This is a genomic window from Streptomyces axinellae (assembly GCF_039532135.1).
Classification (GTDB): domain Bacteria; phylum Actinomycetota; class Actinomycetes; order Streptomycetales; family Streptomycetaceae; genus Streptomyces; species Streptomyces axinellae.
Genome location: NZ_BAAARJ010000035.1, coordinates 1 through 17,983, shown reverse-complemented (window position 1 = coordinate 17,983; position 17,983 = coordinate 1). Strand labels below are relative to the sequence as shown.

Annotated in this window: 14 protein-coding genes and 1 pseudogene; 10 read left to right on the top strand and 5 right to left on the bottom strand. The window is 71.4% G+C overall.

Annotated elements, in window-relative coordinates:
• Positions 1 to 22 precede the first annotated feature (22 nt).
• The gene (locus tag ABD339_RS32165; protein ID WP_344570705.1) at positions 23 to 595 is read right to left on the bottom strand and encodes an RNA polymerase sigma factor; all 573 of its coding nucleotides are present in this window, start codon (positions 593 to 595) and stop codon (positions 23 to 25) included.
• Positions 596 to 967: 372 nt separating this feature from the next.
• Between ABD339_RS32165 and ABD339_RS32160 the strand changes: the two genes are divergently transcribed.
• Entirely contained in the window at positions 968 to 1,348 is a 381-nt protein-coding gene (locus ABD339_RS32160; protein WP_344570704.1) for an STAS domain-containing protein, read from the top strand.
• Positions 1,349 to 1,396: 48 nt separating this feature from the next.
• Here the strand turns inward: ABD339_RS32160 and ABD339_RS32155 are convergent, their stop codons facing one another.
• A complete protein-coding gene (locus ABD339_RS32155; protein ID WP_344570703.1) occupies positions 1,397 to 3,013 on the bottom strand; it encodes a class I adenylate-forming enzyme family protein in 1,617 nt (538 codons plus the stop codon).
• 136 nt (positions 3,014 to 3,149) lie between these two features.
• Here ABD339_RS32155 and ABD339_RS32150 point away from each other — a divergent pair, with 136 nt between their 5' ends.
• From ABD339_RS32150 to ABD339_RS32135, 4 genes are all read left to right on the top strand, one after another.
• Positions 3,150 to 4,340 carry an amidohydrolase family protein gene (locus tag ABD339_RS32150; RefSeq protein ID WP_344570702.1) on the top strand — a complete coding sequence of 397 codons (1,191 nt, stop codon included), beginning with the start codon at positions 3,150 to 3,152 and terminating at the stop codon, positions 4,338 to 4,340.
• A 145-nt stretch (positions 4,341 to 4,485) separates the two neighbouring features.
• Positions 4,486 to 5,655: an acyl-CoA dehydrogenase family protein gene (locus ABD339_RS32145; protein ID WP_344570701.1), complete on the top strand. Its 1,170-nt coding sequence runs from the start codon at positions 4,486 to 4,488 to the stop codon at positions 5,653 to 5,655.
• An 8-nt stretch (positions 5,656 to 5,663) separates the two neighbouring features.
• On the top strand, positions 5,664 to 6,755 hold the full coding sequence (locus ABD339_RS32140) for an acyl-CoA dehydrogenase family protein (RefSeq protein ID WP_344570700.1): 1,092 nt from the start codon (positions 5,664 to 5,666) through the stop codon (positions 6,753 to 6,755).
• Between the two features lie 437 nt (positions 6,756 to 7,192).
• Positions 7,193 to 7,759 carry an ATP-binding protein gene (locus ABD339_RS32135; RefSeq protein WP_344570699.1) on the top strand — a complete coding sequence of 189 codons (567 nt, stop codon included), beginning with the start codon at positions 7,193 to 7,195 and terminating at the stop codon, positions 7,757 to 7,759.
• Positions 7,760 to 8,182: 423 nt separating this feature from the next.
• On the opposite strand, the gene ABD339_RS32130 is transcribed toward ABD339_RS32135, so the two are convergent.
• Positions 8,183 to 9,118, bottom strand: coding sequence for a cyclase family protein (locus tag ABD339_RS32130; protein ID WP_344570698.1), 936 nt, complete (start codon positions 9,116 to 9,118; stop codon positions 8,183 to 8,185).
• A gap of 122 nt (positions 9,119 to 9,240) precedes the next feature.
• On the opposite strand from ABD339_RS32130, the gene ABD339_RS32125 reads away from it, so the two are divergent.
• The 4 genes from ABD339_RS32125 to ABD339_RS32110 are packed head-to-tail and all read left to right on the top strand — an operon-like array spanning position 9,241 to position 14,025.
• Entirely contained in the window at positions 9,241 to 10,152 is a 912-nt protein-coding gene (locus tag ABD339_RS32125; protein WP_344570697.1) for an SDR family oxidoreductase, read from the top strand.
• A 56-nt stretch (positions 10,153 to 10,208) separates the two neighbouring features.
• Positions 10,209 to 11,423 carry an acyl-CoA dehydrogenase family protein gene (locus ABD339_RS32120; protein WP_344570696.1) on the top strand — a complete coding sequence of 405 codons (1,215 nt, stop codon included), beginning with the start codon at positions 10,209 to 10,211 and terminating at the stop codon, positions 11,421 to 11,423.
• Complete coding sequence (locus ABD339_RS32115) at positions 11,420 to 12,898, top strand: aldehyde dehydrogenase family protein (RefSeq protein WP_344570695.1); 1,479 nt, start codon at positions 11,420 to 11,422, stop codon at positions 12,896 to 12,898. Before ABD339_RS32120 ends, ABD339_RS32115 begins: the two co-directional genes overlap by 4 nt.
• A 59-nt stretch (positions 12,899 to 12,957) precedes the next feature.
• Positions 12,958 to 14,025, top strand: a complete 1,068-nt coding sequence (locus ABD339_RS32110; RefSeq protein WP_344570694.1) for a Zn-dependent alcohol dehydrogenase — start codon at positions 12,958 to 12,960, stop codon at positions 14,023 to 14,025.
• 24 nt (positions 14,026 to 14,049) lie between these two features.
• Here the strand turns inward: ABD339_RS32110 and ABD339_RS32105 are convergent, their stop codons facing one another.
• Positions 14,050 to 15,213: a GlxA family transcriptional regulator gene (locus ABD339_RS32105; RefSeq protein ID WP_344570693.1), complete on the bottom strand. Its 1,164-nt coding sequence runs from the start codon at positions 15,211 to 15,213 to the stop codon at positions 14,050 to 14,052.
• Positions 15,214 to 15,430: 217 nt separating this feature from the next.
• Positions 15,431 to 16,418, bottom strand: a pseudogene (locus ABD339_RS32100) (GlxA family transcriptional regulator); the annotation flags it as partial.
• A 494-nt stretch (positions 16,419 to 16,912) separates the two neighbouring features.
• Here ABD339_RS32100 and ABD339_RS32090 point away from each other — a divergent pair.
• Positions 16,913 to 17,752, top strand: a complete 840-nt coding sequence (locus ABD339_RS32090; protein WP_344570692.1) for an NAD(P)H-dependent oxidoreductase — start codon at positions 16,913 to 16,915, stop codon at positions 17,750 to 17,752.
• Positions 17,753 to 17,983 lie beyond the last annotated feature (231 nt).

The window sequence follows — 17,983 nt, the reverse complement described above, 5'->3', positions numbered from 1 at the left end:
GGACCGGGGGCTTGCGGGCCGCTCATCGCCACTGCTCCGCACCGGGCGGGGACATGGCCGGCCGGATCATGGCCGCGGACAGCAACTGGAGCCCCAGTCGCAGCCGTCGCCGGGCCTCGTCCTCGGTGACGCCCAGGTGGCGGGCCGTCTGGCGGTAGTCCCGCCGCTCGAAATACGCCAGTTCCAGCGCGGCGCGTAACGAGGCGGGCATGGACGTGACGATGTAGTCGGCGCGTGCCGCGGTAGCCGCGGCACGGACCTGCTCCTCGACCCGCTCGGCCTGCTCGGGGGAGTAGGGCCCGGCGCCGCGCTGCTGACGGCGCAGCTTGCCGGTGGCTATCCGCTGGGTGAGGGCGGCGATCCACGCGCGCATGGGGCCCTCGCGGGGGTCGAAGGTGTGCGGGTTCTCCCAGATGTGGGCGAAGACCTCACGGGTGGCGCGGTCGGCGGCCTCCTCGTCGTCCAGCACGCGGTACGCGAGGCTGTGGACGAGCGAGGCGAAACGGTCGTACAGCTCGCCCAGCGCAGCCGCCTCACCGCGCGCGAGGCGCTGCTGCATCTTCCGGTCCCAGCGCGGTGGTGTGTCATTCGCCATGGTGGCTCCCAGCCGTCGGCGCCGCCGTTCCGCTTCCAGCGGCTTCGCTTACACCCTCGGTACGTCCGTCTCGCTCGGTCACGCCTGTCGACTTCTCGAATGTAGTGCGGGCCACCGACAGCACACGCCCCTTTGCGGCAATGTGCGCCCCGGAGCAATAGCGGACAGTGGTGTTTCCGTCACGTAGAGCATGAGGCGCGCGGGAGGAGAGGGGCGTGAGGTGCCGAAGCTGCCGAGAGTTATGCGGGCGTGACCACAAGTTGCCGGAGGTAAGACCCGGGAAGGACATAGGGTCGTACGAGGGAGCCAGTTTCGGCGGGGGTCGGCCGGGCAGCCGAGTGCTGTAGGCGATCGACGAAGGGGGTGCGGGGAGTGTCGTTGAAGGTGCTGGAGGAGGAGCGCGGCGAATGGGCCGTGCTCCGGGTCTCCGGCGAACTTGACCTGGTCACCTCGCCCGCGGTGCGGCAGCACGTTCACGACGCCGTGGCCGACGGGCGGCGGAGCCTGGTGCTCGACCTGTCCGACGTCCTCTTCTGCGACTCCAGTGGCGTGGGTGTCCTGATCGCCTCGCGCCGGCTGATGCGCTCTTGCGCGGGCCGCCTGCGGCTGATCCTCCCCGCACAGGGCGCGGTGGACGGCTCCCACGTCAACCGGGTGCTGGCCGCGCTGGGCGTGCGCCGGCTCTTCGACTGCTACCCGGACCTGGACGCGGCGACGGCGGCCAGGGCGGCGACCGGACCGCTGACGGCCTGACGGCTCCGTGAGGCTGATGGCTGATGGCCTGACGGGAGCCGCGCGGTGTCAGGAAAAGCGTTCCCGCAGCCTGTACTTGAGGACCTTGCGCAGCGCGTCGTTGCGCGGCAGCGCGCTCACCACCTCCAGCTGTTCGGGCAGCTTGTGGGCGGCCAGGCCCTCGCCCCGCAGATAGGCGGTCAGCTCCGCGAGGGTCACCGGGGGTGCGCCGCCGGGCTGTTCGATCACCGCGCACACCCTCTCCCCGCGCTCCCGGTCGGGCAGTCCGATCACCGCGGCGTCGCCGACGGCCGGATGCTCGTAGAGAAGTTGCTCGACTTCCTTGGCCGAGATGTTCTCACCCTTGCGGATGATGATGTCCTTGGTGCGGCCGGTGAGCACCAGATGCCCGCTCGTCAGGAGGCGCCCCACGTCTCCGGTGCGCAAGAAGCCGTCCTGGTCGAACGCCCCTGCTGTCTGCGCCGCGTCCAGGTAGCCCTGGCACACGGCCTCGCCGCGCAGCCTGACCTCGCCTTCCGTATCCGGCGGCAGCGGCGTGCCGTCGGGGGCGGTCACGCGTATCTCCATCGCCTCGGGCGGGCGGCCCTCCGTGGTGGCCAGGTGCTCGGGTGTGTCGTCCGGGGAGCCCATCGTGATCATGGGGGCTTCGGTCATGCCGTAGCCGTGGGCGAGCTCGCAGCCCATCTCTGTGACGACCTCGTGGTACAGCTCGGCGGGTTTGGGCGCGCCGCCGCCGGTGAGCAGTCGGAGGGTGGGGATCAGCCTGCGGCCGGGCTGTTTGCGCTGTTCGGCCAGGAACATCGAGTAGAACGCCGTGGAGCCGCCCGCCGTCGTCACGCCGTGCCGCCGGTAGGCATCCAGTGCGCCGGGCAGCGCGAACTTCTCGAAGAGGACGGCCGGGAAGCCGTACAGCAGCAGCATCACCAGGTAGTCGGGGCCGCCGATGTGCGCGTAGGGGAAGGCGATGGAGCCGACGTCGTCGGGGCGCAGCCGCAGCGCGTGCGCCAGGCAGGAGCCGCCCGCGATGAGGCTGCGGTCGGTGTGCCGCACGCCGCGCGGGGCGGAGGTCGTCCCGGAGGTCCAGTAGATCCACCGCACTTCGGCCCCGTCCGCGGGCGCGGGCACCGGGGGCAGGGCGGCGGACGGTGCTTCGCGGGAGCTGTCGGTGGGGGCTTCCCGCAGGCTGTCGGCCGGGGCTTCCGGGAGGCTGTCGTAGGCGGTCAGCAGGCGGGGTGCCAGGCTGTGTCCGGCGGCGAGGCGGGCGGCCATCGCGCCGTAGTCGAAGCCCCGCCAGTGCCCGGGGTGCACGTAGTGGGAGGCCCCGGTGGCGCGCAGGGCGAGCGCGACCTCCCGGTCCCGGTGGACGGGGATGAGGGGCGTCTGCCGTACGCCCAGCCGGGCCAGGGCCAGGGAGAGCACCACGGTCTCGATGCGGGTGGGCAGCTGCCAGGCGACGGTGCACCCGGGGCGTACGCGCCGCTCGTACAGCCCGGCGGCCGTGCGCTCGGCGCGCTCCCGCAGCTGTCCGAAGGTGAGCGAGCTGTCCTGGTCGGGGGTCTCGCCCGCCTGGATCAGCGCGGTGGTGTCCGGACTGCGGGCGGCCCGGCGGGCGACCAGTTCCCACAGGGTGTGCGAGGCGTCGAGTGCGTGCGCGGTACCGGACATGCGGTCCTCCCAAGCTGACGCGCCGTCAGATCGTGCGGGAAGCGTAGGCGGCGATGCCTTGTCGGTCCAGGGCCCGCGGGCTAGCCTCGACCTGACGGGTCATCAGAAATGGGTGAGGGGACAGAAGGTGACCGAGGTGACCGACCTACCGCGCATCATCAGCGTCGACGATCATGTGATCGAGCCCGCACACCTCTTCGAGACCTGGCTGCCGAAGAAATTCCGCGACCGCGGCCCGCAGCCGCTCACAGCCGGTATCGGCGAGCTGCGGTACACCGGCGGCAAGTACCGGATCACCATGGACCCCGAAGGGCCGCCGACCGACTGGTGGATCTACGAGGACCTGAAGTTCCCGTACAAGCGCAACATCGCCGCCGTCGGCTTCGACCGCGACGAGATGACCCTGGAGGGCATCACCCGCGCCGAGATGCGCCGGGGCTGCTGGGACCCGAAGGAACGCCTGCGGGACATGGACGCCAATCACGTCGAGGGCTCGCTCTGCTTCCCCACCTTCCCCCGCTTCTGCGGCCAGACCTTCGCCGAGGCGCACGACAAGGAGGTCGCGCTCGCCTGCGTGCGCGCCTACAACGACTGGATGGTCGAGGAATGGTGCGGGGACAGCGGAGGACGGCTCATCCCGCTGTGCCTGATCCCGCTGTGGGACATCGGCCTGGCAGTGGCCGAGATCCGCCGCAACGCCGCGCGCGGGGTACGCGCCGTGACCTTCAGCGAGATCCCCACCCACCTGGGACTGCCCAGCATCCACTCCGGATACTGGGACCCCTTCTTCGCCGCGTGCGAGGAGACCGGCACCGTCGTCAACATGCACATCGGGTCCTCGTCCCAGATGCCCGCCGCCTCCCCCGACGCTCCGCCCGCCGTGCAGGCCACGCTCTCCTTCAACAACGCGATGGCCTCGATGACGGACTTCCTCTTCAGCGGCGTCCTGGTCAGGTTCCCCCGCCTCAAACTCGCCTACAGCGAGGGCCAGATGGGCTGGATCCCCTACGCGCTGGAGCGCGCCGACGACGTGTGGGAGGAGCACCGCGCCTGGGGCGGCGTCCGCGACCTGATCCCCGAACCGCCCTCCACGTACTACTACCGGCAGATCTTCTGCTGCTTCTTCCGCGACCGGCACGGGGTGACCGCACTGGATGTGATCGGCCGCGACAACGCCACGTTCGAGACCGACTACCCCCACGTCGACTCCACCTTTCCGCACACGAAAGAGGTGGCCCTGGAGCATATGAAGGGGCTCGACGAGGAGACCGTCTACAAGCTGATGCGCGGAAACGCCATCCGGATGCTGGGTCTGGACCTGGTCTGATGCGCCCCGGTCGCCCGCGCTCCCGCTGCCCGCGCTCCAGTTACCCGTGCTCCTGCTGCCCGTGCTCCTGCTGCCCGTGCTCCTGTTCCGCTCCCCGGGAGGGCGGCTGCCTCTGTTCCGGTTCCGGTTCCCGGGAGGGCGGCTGATGGATCTCGCGTACTCGGCCGAGGAGGAGGACTTCCGGGCGCGGCTGCGCGCCTGGCTCGCCGAGGTCCTGCCGAAACTGCCGCCGCGCCCCGACCCGTTGGACTGGCCGGCCCGGCGGGCCCACGACATGAGCTGGCAGCGCGCGCTCTACGACGCCGGATACGCGGGACTGCACTGGCCGGCGGAAGCGGGCGGCCGGGGCGCGACTCCCACCCAGCACCTGATCTTCCTGGAGGAGACCGAGGCGGCCGGCGCGCCCTACGTCGGCGCGGGCTTCGTCGGGCTGCTGCACGCCGGGCCGACCATCGCCGCCGAGGGCACACCGGAGCAGTGCGAGCGCTGGCTGCCGCCCATCCTGCGCGGCGAACAAGTGTGGTGCCAGGGCTTCTCCGAACCGGATGCCGGCTCGGACCTGGCCGCGCTGCGCACCCGGGCGGTGCGCGACGGCGACGACTACGTGGTGACCGGCGCCAAGATCTGGACCTCGCACGCCGAGGTGGCCGACTGGTGCGAGCTGCTGGTGCGCACCGACCCGGGAGCGCCCAGGCACCGGGGCATCACCTGGCTGGCCATGCCGATGGACGCGCCGGGCATCACCGTACGGCCGCTGCGCACGCTGGCCGGGTCCACGGAGTTCGCCGAGGTCTTCCTCGACGAGGTGCGCGTGCCGGTGCGCAACAGGGTGGGCGCGGAGAACGACGGCTGGCGCGTCACCATGGTCACGCTCTCCTACGAGCGGGGGACCGCCTTCGTCGGCGAGGTCGTCGCCTGCCGCCGCACCCTGCGGCTGCTCGCCCGCCGGGCCCGGGAGAACGGCCGCTGGGACGACCCGGCCGTACGCCGTGAACTCGGCCGCCTGAACGCCGTCTTCACCGCGCTGTGGCGGCTCACCCAGTGGAACGTCAGCGAGGCCGAGCACTCCTTGCGCCGGGGCGGGACGAGCGTGCCGGGCCTGGGCGGTTCGGTCTTCAAGCTGCGCTACTCGCACGCGCGCCAGGAGCTGTACGAGGCGGCGGCCCAAGTCCTCGGCCCCCAGGCGCTGGACCTCGACGAGGAGTGGACCCGAGGACGGCTCTCCTCGCTCTCCTACACGATCGCCGCCGGAACCTCGCAGATCCAGCGGAACATCGTCGCGGAGCGCATCCTCGGCCTGCCGAAGGGGCGGTGAGACGGCACATGGACTTCCGCCTGACGGAGGACCAGGAGGCGCTGCGGCGCGGCATGCGCGACCTGCTGACGGCACGCTTCGACGCGTCCGTCCTGCACCGCACGGCGGCGGGCACGGGTGCGGCCACGGATGCGGGCACGCGTACCGATGCGGGCACGCGTACGAGGGTGGATGCGGATGCGGGGCCCGGCGACGCGGCTTCCGGCGGTGGAGGGCTGCTTCGCGGTTCGGGTCCCGGCGGTGCGGCAGCGCTCGACAGGGCGCTGTGGCGGGAGTTGGGGGCGGCGGGGGTCTTCTCGCTCCGGATACCCGAGGATTCCGGCGGCGCCGGGCTGGGCCTGCCCGAGGCGGTGCTCCTCTTCGAGGAGGCGGGAGCCGCACTGCTGCCGGGGCCGCTGGCCGCGAGCCACCTGGCCGCGGGGCTCGTGCCGGGCGCGGCTGACGGGACGGCGATCGTCACCGCCGTGGACCTGGTGGAGCGCGGACCGGTCGAACACCTGGACTCGGCGGAGACCGTGCTGGTGCTCGGCGACACCGTGGGGACGACGGCCCCGGAGGCGCTCGCCGCCGAGCCCGTGCGCTCCCTCGACCCCCTCTCGCCGCTGCACCGGGTGCGGCAGCCGCCGGATGCCGGAGGGGGGCCGCTGGGCGCGGGCGGGCGGCCGGAGCCGCTGGAGGCCGATCCGGCGGTGCTGCGCCGCCGGGCGGCCCTGCTCACCGCCGCTCAGCAACTCGGCAGCGCGGGCCGCACGCTCGCCTTGGCGGTCGGACACGCGCGGCGGCGCGAGCAGTTCGGGCAGCCGATCGGCGCGTTCCAGGCGGTGAAGCACCTGTGCGCTGAAATGCTGGTCCGCTCGGAAACAGCCAGAAGTATGGTTTACGCTGCCGCGGTCACAGAAGATTACGGTGATATCCGCGCCGCCAAACTCCTCGCCGACGACGCCGCCGTGCAGAACGCCCGCGACTGCCTACAGGTGCACGGCGGGATGGGCTTCACATGGGAAGCGGAGGTTCATCTCCATGTGAAACGAGCGTGGCTGCGCGCAGGGCAGTGGGTAACTGCTGTGACTGCTGAGGAGGAATTGGCGACAGTGCTCTAACGCCCCTTCCGCGAAGGACATCCGAATTCATCCGGGAATTCGAGGTTGCTGACTACGCTGCGTTGATCTCGCGTTGTGTCCGCAGCGTGACCAGTGCGAGCGGTTGCAGACATTCCGCTCCGGTACGCTCCTGCGGGTGCGAGTACCGCGATTTCTCCGCGCCGGACGCGGGAGGCGGCCAGTGGCGAGAGGTGACAGCCCCGTTGACCAAGAAACAAAGGGTGTCCAGCGGATCGGGGCAGCCTTGTCGGTGTCGTTCGACTTCCCGCGATCGGCGTCGCACAGTATGCGCTCCCTCTACTCCTTTGCGCCGGAATATGACTGAAGCGCTTGTTGCGATCACTATGAGTCAACCATGCTGTTCCTTGCCGGAGTCACAATCCGTGACTCCGGGGAGACGCGAGGCGATGTGTCCGCCGGTTCGGATGGTGTGAGCGGTGCAGGTGCTTCTGGAGCAATTGGAGATCGGGCCCGACCCGGCGGAGGTGGGCCGCGCCCGGAGGTGGGCGAGGTCCCGGCTCGCGGGTGCCGGAGTGGACGCGGACGAGTCACTTGCCGAGACCCTGCTGCTGCTGATCTCGGAACTCGTCACCAACGCGGTGGTGCACACAGGTTGTCCGGCCGTGCTCTGCATGCTGCTGCCGACCCAGCGCGCCGGCACGGACGCCCGCGATGCCGTGGGCTCCGTACGGGTCGAGGTCGCCGACACCAGCACCCGCACCCCGCACCGCCGCCAGGCGGAGGGTGGGGACACCAACGGCAGGGGGCTGGAGCTGGTTTGCGGACTGGCGGACCGCTGGGGCTGGGAACGCGAGCCGGGCGGCAAGCGGGTGTGGTGCGAACTGGACACCGCCCGTCCCGCGCTGGGCGGCGACTTCGCCCGAGGCAACCGCCGGAGCCTCCTCCCGGAAGGCGGACGGGAGTCCGGGCCCGGGTTCGGATCCGATCGCTCGCACGTGGCCGGGGTGCTCACTTCGCCGCTGTGGCTCGGCGCGTTCGGCTGAGCGCGCGCCGGTACAAACAGGACTATTTTCCCAAAGTCCAGACCAGCTGTTGACGTCTCGTGTCTGTTTGATCACTCTTGGGTGGAGCGATTCGTTGTGAGGGGACGGCGAGGAACATGAGGTTCCTCGGCGAGTGCGGGTCGCGGTCCGGCGGTTCAGCCCCTTCGGGGGGGGGTGGGGCCTGAGCGTCGGAGTCGGGTGGCGGTCCGCTGTGCCGTGCTCGGGGCGCGCATACGCGCGCCGCCACCCGACTTGATCCCGCGGCCGGTGCCCCCAGGTCCGTCCGCGTCCGTGCCCCCGCCGCCCGCGCCCGTTGACCCGGCCCGGACCAGCGGCCGTCATCCAGCCACCCAGCCGTCCGGTCGGCCGGTCCGTCAGTCGGCCCGCCCGGGGCCACGGCACTGCGCGTCACGGCACCGCGCATCACAGTACTGCGACGGGTGCCACCGGGGCGCCCGTTCCGCCCGTGAACGGCTCCGGCTGGGCCGTCAGAAGGAAGGTGTGGCGGCCCTCCCCGGCGCAGGCTTCGGAGAGTTCCTCCAGGTTCCAGTTCTGGCCCTGGCGCATGCCCATCTCGACCAGGTGGAGGGCGTGTACCGGCATCCACAGGTTCTCGATCTCGGGCGGGAAGACCTCGAAGGTGAGGGTGTCGTTGGCGACCGCCGCCACATCGCGGGCGTGGAACCACTCCGGGGTGCGAAGCGAGAGGCCCGGCGAGGGGAAAGCATAGGCGTTCTTGTCGCCCTGGAGGTAGTGCCGTAGCTGACCGGTGCGGATGAGCACCGCGTCCCCCGGGGCGACGCGGGACCCCGCGAACTCCTCGGCCGCCGCCAGATCTTCGGGCGTCACCACGTGCCCGCCCGCCAGTCTCTCCTCGCCCCGGGCGCGGGCGACATCGAGGAGGATGCCGCGGGTGACCAGCGGCCGGCCCTTCTGGATGCCGGCGAACGCCGCACCGGCATGGGCGGTGACGGTGTCGGCGGGGCGCCCGTTGTAGAGCTTCCCCGAGTGGGAGACGTGGGCCAGCCCGTCCCAGTGGGTGCCCGCCTGGAGGCCCATGGTGACGACATCATCGCTGGTGGCCACCGTGCCGGGCCCGAACATCTCCAAGTTGAGCGCGACCATGGTGCGCAGCGGATTGACCCGGCCGGGGATCATGCCCGTCTGCACGCCGTCCTGCTGGAGAGGCAGCGCCAGGGCGATGGTACGGCCGGTGCGCACGGTGGCCACGGCGGCGCGCACCGTGTGGTCCGTGACCAAGTTCAGGGTGCCCGCCTCGTCGTCCGCCCCCCAGCGGCCCCAGTTGTTCACGCGCTTGGCGATCTCGACGAACTCGGGACACTCCGCCGGCTGCGTCATCGGTTCCTCCCCTGACTGCATGTGACCGCGCGACCGACTGTGCGTCGGTACGGGTCTTGTGTTCACGCGGTGCCTGCTCAAGAATCTAACGGTCCGTCAGAAAACGCGGGAAGGGGCGCGACGTGGGGAACTTCTTGGCCGGCAAAGTGGTCGCTGTCACGGGCGCCGGACGCGGCATCGGCCGTGCGGTGGCGCTGGCCTGCGCCGCTCAGGGTGCGAAGGTCGTCGTCAACGACTACGGCGTGCCCATCGAAGGCGGCACCCCTCAGAGCGAGGTCGCCGGGGCCGTGGTCAAGGAGATCCTCGCGGCGGGCGGCGAGGCCGTGGCGGTCGCGGACGACGTCTCGACCATGGAGGGCGGCCGACGCGTCGTGGACACCGCGCTGTCCCACTACGGGCGCCTCGATGGTGCGGTGTGCGTCGCCGGGATCCTCCGCGAACGCATGCTCTTCAACATGAGCGAGGAGGAGTGGGACCCCGTCATCGCCACCCACCTCAAGGGCACCTTCACCCTCTTCCGTGCCGCATCCGCCGTCATGCGCGAGCAGCGGAGCGGCACCCTGATCGGGTTCACCAGCGGCAACCATCAAGGCTCCGTCTCCCAGGCCAACTACTCGGCGGCCAAGGGCGGCATCATCTCCCTCGTCCGCAGCGCGGCCCTGGGCCTGCACAAGTACGGCGTCACCGCCAACGCGGTCGCCCCCGTGGCCCGCACCCGCATGTCGGCGAACGTCCCCACGGAGCTGAAGGAGATCGGCGAACCGGAGGATGTCGCACCGCTGGTCGTCTACCTCCTGAGCGACCGGGCCAGGGAGCAGGAGATCACCGGGCAGGTGTACACGGTGGCCGGCCCCAAGATCGCCGTGTGGGCCCAGCCACGCGAACTGCGCGCCGCCTACGCCGACGGGTCCTGGACCCCCGAGCAGATCGCCGACTTCCTGCCCGGCACCGTCGGCACCGACCCCATGCCCATGGTGGAGCGGCTCAAGGAGATGGCCGAGGCCGCCGCCAGAAAGGACCGCCCCAACGCCTGACCCGCCCCGGGGCCCCGCCGGTCCGGCCGCGCCGGCCGGCGGGGAGAGGAGGACGCGTGGACTTCAGCTTCACCCCAGTGGACGACGCATTCCGGGCCGAGGCCCGCGACTGGCTGCGCGCCCACCTCGTCGGGGCGTACGCGCAAGTGGCAGGACAAGGCGGGCCGGGCAGCGAACATGAGGCGAGCGCCGCCCGTCACCGCTGGGAGCGTGAACTCGGCCGCGCAGGCTGGATCGGCATCGGCTGGGACCGTGCCCACGGCTCCTACGGCAACCGCGCCGCCACCCTCACCCAGCAGGTTGTCTGGGCCGAGGAATACGCCCGCGCCGGCGCGCCCGGCCGCGTCGGACACATCGGCGAGAACCTCCTCGCCCCCACGCTCCTCGCCCATGGCACCGACGAGCAGCGCAAACGCTTCCTGCCCGCCATCGCACGCGGCGAGGAGCTGTGGTGCCAGGGCTACAGCGAGCCAGGCGCCGGATCCGACCTCGCGGCAGTGCGCACCGCAGCCGTCCGCGACGGCGGCGGGCCCTACCGGGTCACGGGACAGAAGATCTGGACCTCCCTCGCGCACGAGGCCCACTGGTGCTTCCTGCTCGCCCGCACAGGCGAGGGCACGAGGGGGAAGCGGGGCCTGTCCTTCCTGCTGGTGCCGATGGACCAGCCGGGCCGCATCGAGGTACGGCCGATCCGTCAGATGTCGGGAACGAGCGAGTTCAACGAGGTCTTCTTCGACGGCGCGCTTGCGGAGGAGGACCACCGGGTGGGCGAGGAGGGCGACGGCTGGCGGGTGGCCATGTCCCTCCTCGCCCTGGAGCGCGGCGTGTCCACCCTCGTCCAGCAGATCGGCTTCGCCGCCGAACTGGACCAGGTGCTGCGCCTCGCCTTGCGCACCGGAGCCGTCGAGCGCGACCCCGTGCTCCGCGACCGGCTGGTGCGGGCCTGGGCCGAGCTGCGGACCATGCGCTGGAACGCGCTCAGAACACTGGGCGGCTCCGGGGCCGGGGCCGCCTCGGGTGCGCCCAGTGTGGCCAAGCTGCTGTGGGGCGGCTGGCACCAGCGGCTCGGCGAACTGGCGATGCGGGTGCGCGGGCCCGCAGCCGCCCTGGGCCCGCACGACTGGACGCCGCACCGGCCCTACGAACTCGACGCCCTGCAACGCCTGTTCCTGTTCTCCCGCGCCGACACCGTCTACGGCGGCTCGGACGAAATCCAGCGCGACATCCTCGCCCAGCGGGTACTGGGCCTGCCGAGAGAGGCACGCACGTGACGACGGAAGCGAAGACCTACGCGCACTGGATCGACGGCGCCTGGCACCGGCCCCCGGACGGCCACTACCAGATCACCGACCCCGCCACCGAGCAGCCCGTAGGTCACGCGCCCGAGGGTGGCCCCGAGCAGATCGACGCCGCCGTACGCGCGGCGCGCTCCGCCCAGGAGGAATGGGCAAGGACCGGACCCCAGGAGCGCTCCAGGGCCCTGGAGCGGGTCGCGGACCTGCTCACCGAGCGCGGTCCCGAACTGGTGCCCCTGCTCCAGGCCGAGACCGGCGCCACCCTCAAGGTCGCCCGCGGCATGCAGATACCCACCGCCGCCGACCGCTTCCGCCGCTACGCGCGCGGCGCGCTGGAGCCGGACACGGTGCCGCTCGCGCCTCAGCCCGTCAGGGCCACCGCCCTCGCCCCCGGCGGACTGATAGGCGCGGCGGCCGTGCGCCGCCCCGTTGGTGTGGTCGGGTGCATCACCTCCTACAACTTCCCTGTCGTGAACCTCGCGGGCAAGGTGGCGCCCGCGCTTGCGATGGGCAACGCCGTCGTGTGCAAGCCCGCGCCGCAGGACCCGCTCAGCTGCCTGGAGTTGGGCCCACTTCTCCAGGAAGCCGGGCTGCCGGACGGGCTCTACAACGTCGTCACCGGATCCGGGGCCGCACCGGGCGAGGCCCTGGTCGCGCACCCGGATGTGGACATGATCAGTTTTACGGGCTCCACCTCCGTGGGAAAGAAGATCGCTGAAGTCGCCGGCCGGACGATGAAACGCACCCTCATGGAACTGGGCGGCAAGGGTGCGGCGTTGGTGCTGGACGATGCGGGAGACAGCATCCGCAAAGCAGCACTGGGCTCGGTCGCCTCGACCTGGGCCTTTCACAGCGGCCAGATCTGCACGGCACCGACGCGCGTGCTCGTACACAACTCGCACTACGACGAGTTCGTGACTGCCCTTGCACAGTACGCCGCCGCACTGACACTCGGCGATCCCACAAAAGAGCGAACCGTCGTCGGGCCGCTCATCTCCGCCGCCCAGCGCGACCGCGTCGAGGCGTACATCGACGGGGCCCGCGAGCAAGGAGCCAAGATCCTGGCGGGCGGCACCCGCCCCACCGGGCCCGCCACCGGCTTCTACGTCGCTCCCACGCTGATCGGCGACGTCACACCGGAGATGACCGTCGCCCGCGAGGAGTTGTTCGGCCCCGTCGTGGTCGCCCTCCCGTTCGAGGACGACGACGAAGCCGTACGCCTGGCCAACAGCACCCCCTACGGGCTCTACGACTACGTCTTCAGCGGCGACACGGGACACGCCTGGCGGCTCGCCGGACGGCTGCGCAGCGGCAACGTCGGCATCAACACGGTGCAGCGACACCCCGAGACCCCGTTCGGCGGGTTCAAGGAATCCGGAATCGGCCGCGACGGCGGATCCTTCGGACTGCACGCCTACAGCGAACTCCAGTCCGTCGTCTGGCCCTCGTGACCGAGTGAGACCGAGTGAGACCGAGCGGGACCGAGTGAGTGAGTGGGGAGGGAAGTGCCATGAGAGGCGTCATCCTGGAAGGCGAGCGCCCACAGGTTGTGGACGACCTGGAAGTCCGCGCCCCGGGACCCGGTGAGGTGCTCGTGGGCATACGCGCCGCAGGGCTGTGCCACAGCGACCTGTCGGTGATCGACGGGACGATCCCCTTCCCCCGGCCGGTGGTCCTCGGACACGAGGGAGCCGGGGTGGTCGAGGCGGTCGGCGACGGTGTCGTACACGTCGCGCCCGGGGACCACGTGGCCCTGTCCACCATCGCCAACTGCGGGATGTGCGGGGAGTGCGCGCGGGGCCGGCCGACCATGTGCCGCCGGGCCATCGGCCGCCCCGAACAGCCCTTCTCCCGCGGCGGCAGCCCCCTCTACAACTTCGCCTCCAACTCCGCCTTCGCCGAGCGCACCCTCGTCAAAGCCGTTCAGGCGACCCGGATTCCCGAAGAGATCCCGCTGACCTCGGCCGCGCTCATCGGCTGCGGCGTGCTCACCGGCGTCGGCGCCGTCCTCAACAGGGCCGGGGCCGGGCAGGGCGAGAGCGTCGTGGTGATCGGCGTGGGCGGAATCGGACTCAATGTGATCCAGGGCGCGCGGATCGCGGGGGCCGCGCCGATCGTCGCCGTGGACGCCAACCCCGGCAAGGACGCGATGGCACGGCAGTTCGGGGCGACGCACTTCATCGACGCGTCGGCGGTGGACGACACCGTGGCCGCCGTCAGGGAGATCCTGCCGACCGGTGCTGATCACGTGTTCGAGTGTGTGGGGAATGCCGCGCTCGTACGGCAGGCCGTCGAACTGCTCGACCGGCACGGGCAGGCGGTGCTGCTCGGCATGCCCGCGCCGGATGCCGAGGCGTCGTTCCTGCCCGCGTCGATGTTCCTGGACAAGTCCATCCTGGGCTGCCGTTACGGATCCTCGCGCCCCCCACGGGACATCGCGCTGTACGCGGACCTGTACCGGCAGGGGCGGCTGCTGCTGGACGAACTCGTCACCGAGGTCTATCCGGTGGAAGACTTCGCCAAGGCGGCGCAGGACGCACACCACGGGAGGGTGGCCCGCGGCGTTCTCACCTTCTGAACGCCCGACCGCCGCCCACTGTTCCTACGATCGCACGGCGCCCGGCACCGCTGGGCCCCGGCCCGAAGTGCATGCCACAGGAGACCCTTCCGGCTCCGGCTCCGGCTCCGGCTCCGTCTCCGGTTCCGGTTCCGGTTCCGCGCGGAACGTTCGGCGATACGCGCGCGGGGACACTCCGAGCGCGGCGTGCAGGTGCTGGCGCAAGGAGGCCGCCGTGCCGAAACCGCTGTCCGCGGCGATGCGTTCCACCGGCAGGTCGGTCTCTTCCAGGAGCTGCCGGGCCCGCTCGACGCGCTGCTGGGTCAGCCAGCGCAGCGGTGTGACGCCGGCCTCCTCGCGGAAGCGCCGGGTGAAGGTCCGGATGCTCATGGATTCTTGTGCGGCCAGCTCGCGCAGGGTGATGGGCCGCTCCAGCTGCCGGAGTGCCCAGGCGCGGGCGGCGCCGGTGGAGGCGAGCCGGGGTTCGGGGACGGGGCGGCGGATGAACTGTGCCTGGCCGCCGTCCCGGTGGGGCGGGACCACCATGCGCCGTGCCACCGCGTTGGCGACGACGGCCCCGTGGTCGCGGCGGATCATGTGCAGGCACAGGTCGATGCCGGCGGCCTCCCCCGCGGAGGTCAGTACCGAACCGCAGTCCACATAGAGCACATCGGGGTCGAGGTCGATCTTGGGGTAGAGGGCGCGGAAGTCGTCGGTGGACATCCAGTGTGTCGTCGCGCGCCTGCCGTCCAGGAGCCCCGCCGCCGCCAGTACGAAGGCGCCCGTGCAGATCGAGGCGATGCGCGTGCCGGGCGGGATACGGGCGAGCGCGGCGCGCAGCGGCCCGGGGAGGCGGCCCTCGGTCTCGGTCTCGTCCGGCTCGTGAGTGGCCGGGACGAGGACGGTGTCCGCCTCGGCCAGTGCCTGGGTTCCGTGCGCCACATGGATGGGAAAGTCGGCGTCCGTGCGGACGGAGCCCGGCTCGACGGCGCAGGTGGCCACCTCGTAGAGCGGCTCGCCCTCGGAGGAGACCGCACGGCCGAACATCTGGTGGACCAGGCTGAGTTCCATCGGCACCACCCCGTGCCTGACCAGCACCGCGATCCGGTGCCGCCCGGGGTGTGTGAAGACCGGCGTGGCCCCCGGCTCCGGGGTGTGCGCGGAGTTCTGCGCGCCGCTCGGTCTCCTCCGTCCATCCTCGTTCGCCATCACGCGCCCCTCAACGTGCAGTGTCGGTACCGGCACTCGTGCTCAGCGGGTCGCTGCTTGTCGCCGACCGGATGCCGCGGTCTTCCGCGTGCGTCCGGATACCGTCCATTCCAGCCTCTGGCCGGATGCCGTCGTTTTCGCCCGCCGACCGGATGCCGTCGATTCTGGCCTCCGACCGGATGCCGCTGTCTTTCGCGGGGGCCCGGGAGCCGCCGTCGTCCGCGTCCGCTCGGAACGTGCGTCTGTAGGCGCTCGGCGACACACCCAGAGCCGACTGGAAGTGCATCCGGAAGGTGGCGTCGGAATCGAATCCGGCACGCTGGGCAACCTGACCGGCCGACAGGCCCGTCTCCTCCAGCAGTTGGCGGGCCCCTTCGGTCCGCTGCTGGGTGAGCCACTGCTGCGGGCTGGTCCCGGCTTCCTCGCGGAAGCGCCGGGTGAAGGTCCGGATGCTCATGGATTCTTGTGCTGCCGGCTCGCGCAGGGTGATGGGCCGCTCCAGCTGCCGGAGTGCCCAGGCGCGGGCGGTGCCGGTGGAGGCGAGCCGGGGTTCGGGGACGGGGCGGCGGATGAACTGTGCCTGGCCGCCGTCCCGGTGGGGCGGGACCACCATGCGCCGTGCCACCGCGTTGGCGACGACGGCCCCGTGGTCGCGGCGGATCATGTGCAGGCACCGGTCGATGCCCGAGGCGATCCCGGCCGAGGACAGTACCGGGCCCTCGTCCACGTAGAGGACGTCCGAGTCGAGCCGGACGGTGGGAAACAGCCGCTGGAAGCGCTCGCGGGAGTGCCAGTGGGTCGCCGCGTGCTTGCCGTCCAGGGAGGCCCGCGGAGGCCGGTACGAAGGCGCCAGTGCCGATCGAGGCGAGGCGAGGGCCGGGCTGGATACGGGCGAACGCGCCGGCCGGCCCGGGGCTCATCGCGCCTTGGAGATACGGCGCCTCCCGCTCGTGGGCCATGGGCACGATGACCGTGTCCGCCTCGGCCGGCGCCTCGGGGTCGTGATCCACGGTGCTGGTGAAGTCCGCCTCGGCGCGGACCAGGCCGGGGCGCACCGTGCAGGTCACCACCTCGTACAGCGGTTCCTCCCAGGCCGAACACGCTTTGCCCATCGAGGCGTGCGGGATGCCCAGCTCGATCGGCAGCGGTCCATGGCGTACGAGGACGGCGACCCGGTGGAGCCCCGGACGGGTGACGACGGCCATGGCCCGATCGTCGCACAGAGCGGCTCTCCGGCCACTCGTTCCTGTCACGTGCGGGCTGGATGCTGCTTCGCGTGACGCAGAGCCTCCTCCCCGCAGCCGTCCGTCGAGGACGGCGGCACTCCGTTTTCGTCCGCCGAGACGGGGCCGCCGGTACTCCGTCCCCGAACCAGCCGCCCGGCAGGGACCCGGAGAGACCGGAGAGACCGGAGAGACCAGAGAGGCCGTAGAGAGGGGCGCGGCCCGGCGCGCGCTGGGGGCGCTGTTCACGGCGACGCGCGCCAGAGTCTTCTGGCTGCTGGCCGGGTCCTCGCCATCTGCGGAGCCTCTTCCAGCGGCCTGATGGCCACCCGCTTTGGGCCTGCGGCGCACGACCACGGTATGGCTGTACGGCTGCCGCGTGGCGGCGGTCGGCCGCGCGGGTGTGGCCAGATTCTTGCACTTGTCGTCCATCCGGTCGCTCGTTTCCCGAGGAGGCCGGGAGCACGCTCGATGGTATGAAGACGCTGTGGATATTCGCTCATCCGGAAGACCGTTCCCTCAACGCCTCTCTGCGTGACACCGGCATCGCGGCGCTGCGCGAGCAAGGCCATCAGGTGAGGGAGTCCGACCTGTACGCCATGTGCTGGAAGCCGGTCATCGACGGGGCGGACTTCCCGCGGGAGACCGGTGGCCGTCTTCGTGTGGGTGAAGCCCAGGAGCGGGCCCATGCCGGCGGCGGGCTCAGCTGGGACGTTCGCGAGGAACAGGAGAAGCTCGCCTGGGCCGACACCCTGGTCTTCCAGTTCCCGCTGTGGTGGATGGGTCCGCCGGCGATCCTGAAGGGCTGGCTCGACCGGGTGTTCACCCAGGGTTTCGCCTTCGGCGTGAAGGACGCGGAGGGAAACCCCCGCCGCTACGGCGACGGGGGCCTCGCGGGCAAGCGGGCGACGGTCATCACCTCTGTGGGCGCCCGCCCGTCCGGTTTCGGGCCGCGCGGCATCCACGGCCACATCGACGACGTGCTCTTCCCGCTGCACCACGGCACGTTCTGGTACACGGGCATGGAGGCGCTGCCACCGTTCGTGATCTACGGCGCCGACCGGCTCACCGAGGACGAATACGCGCCGTACGCCGATGAGTTGCGCGGCCACCTGCTCGGCCTGCCCACGGCCGAACCGCTCCGGTTCCGGTCCGAGCGGGGCGGGGACTACGGCGGGGATCTCGTGCTCCGGGCCGGGGTCGAGCCGGAGCGCACCGGTTTCGCGGCGCACTCGCTGGGGCGCGCCGGGGGAACGGAAGAAAGGAGGCGGTATCCGGAGGATGGTTCCGGCGCCCGTACGGGGATGTCGGTCTGAAGGGGCCGGTGCGGCAGCCGCGGACCACCGAACCGCTCTGTGGTGCGGCTCTGTCGTGCGTCCCGCGAAGGGCGCGGCGCCTTCTTCGGCCGAATGCGCCCGGCTAAGACGTCATCTCATTTGGCTCGGTAGGCTTTCGGTTGTGGTCTCGATCGTTGAGCGGCTGGTGCCGGATGAGTTGTGGGAACTGTTCCAGCGGGTGGTCCCGGAGGCTCCGTCGAGACCGCAAGG

Excerpts from the sequence above, each read along its gene's own strand:
- ABD339_RS32145 (WP_344570701.1), top strand. The coding sequence starts at position 4,486 with ATGGATCTCGCGTACTCGGCCGAGGAGGAGGACTTCCGGGCGCGGCTG.
- ABD339_RS32165 (WP_344570705.1), bottom strand. The coding sequence starts at position 595 with ATGGCGAATGACACACCACCGCGCTGGGACCGGAAGATGCAGCAGCGC.
- ABD339_RS32105 (WP_344570693.1), bottom strand. The coding sequence starts at position 15,213 with ATGGCGAACGAGGATGGACGGAGGAGACCGAGCGGCGCGCAGAACTCC.
- ABD339_RS32110 (WP_344570694.1), top strand. The coding sequence starts at position 12,958 with ATGAGAGGCGTCATCCTGGAAGGCGAGCGCCCACAGGTTGTGGACGAC.
- ABD339_RS32130 (WP_344570698.1), bottom strand. The coding sequence starts at position 9,118 with ATGACGCAGCCGGCGGAGTGTCCCGAGTTCGTCGAGATCGCCAAGCGC.
- ABD339_RS32090 (WP_344570692.1), top strand. The coding sequence starts at position 16,913 with ATGAAGACGCTGTGGATATTCGCTCATCCGGAAGACCGTTCCCTCAAC.
- ABD339_RS32155 (WP_344570703.1), bottom strand. The coding sequence starts at position 3,013 with ATGTCCGGTACCGCGCACGCACTCGACGCCTCGCACACCCTGTGGGAA.
- ABD339_RS32140 (WP_344570700.1), top strand. The coding sequence starts at position 5,664 with ATGGACTTCCGCCTGACGGAGGACCAGGAGGCGCTGCGGCGCGGCATG.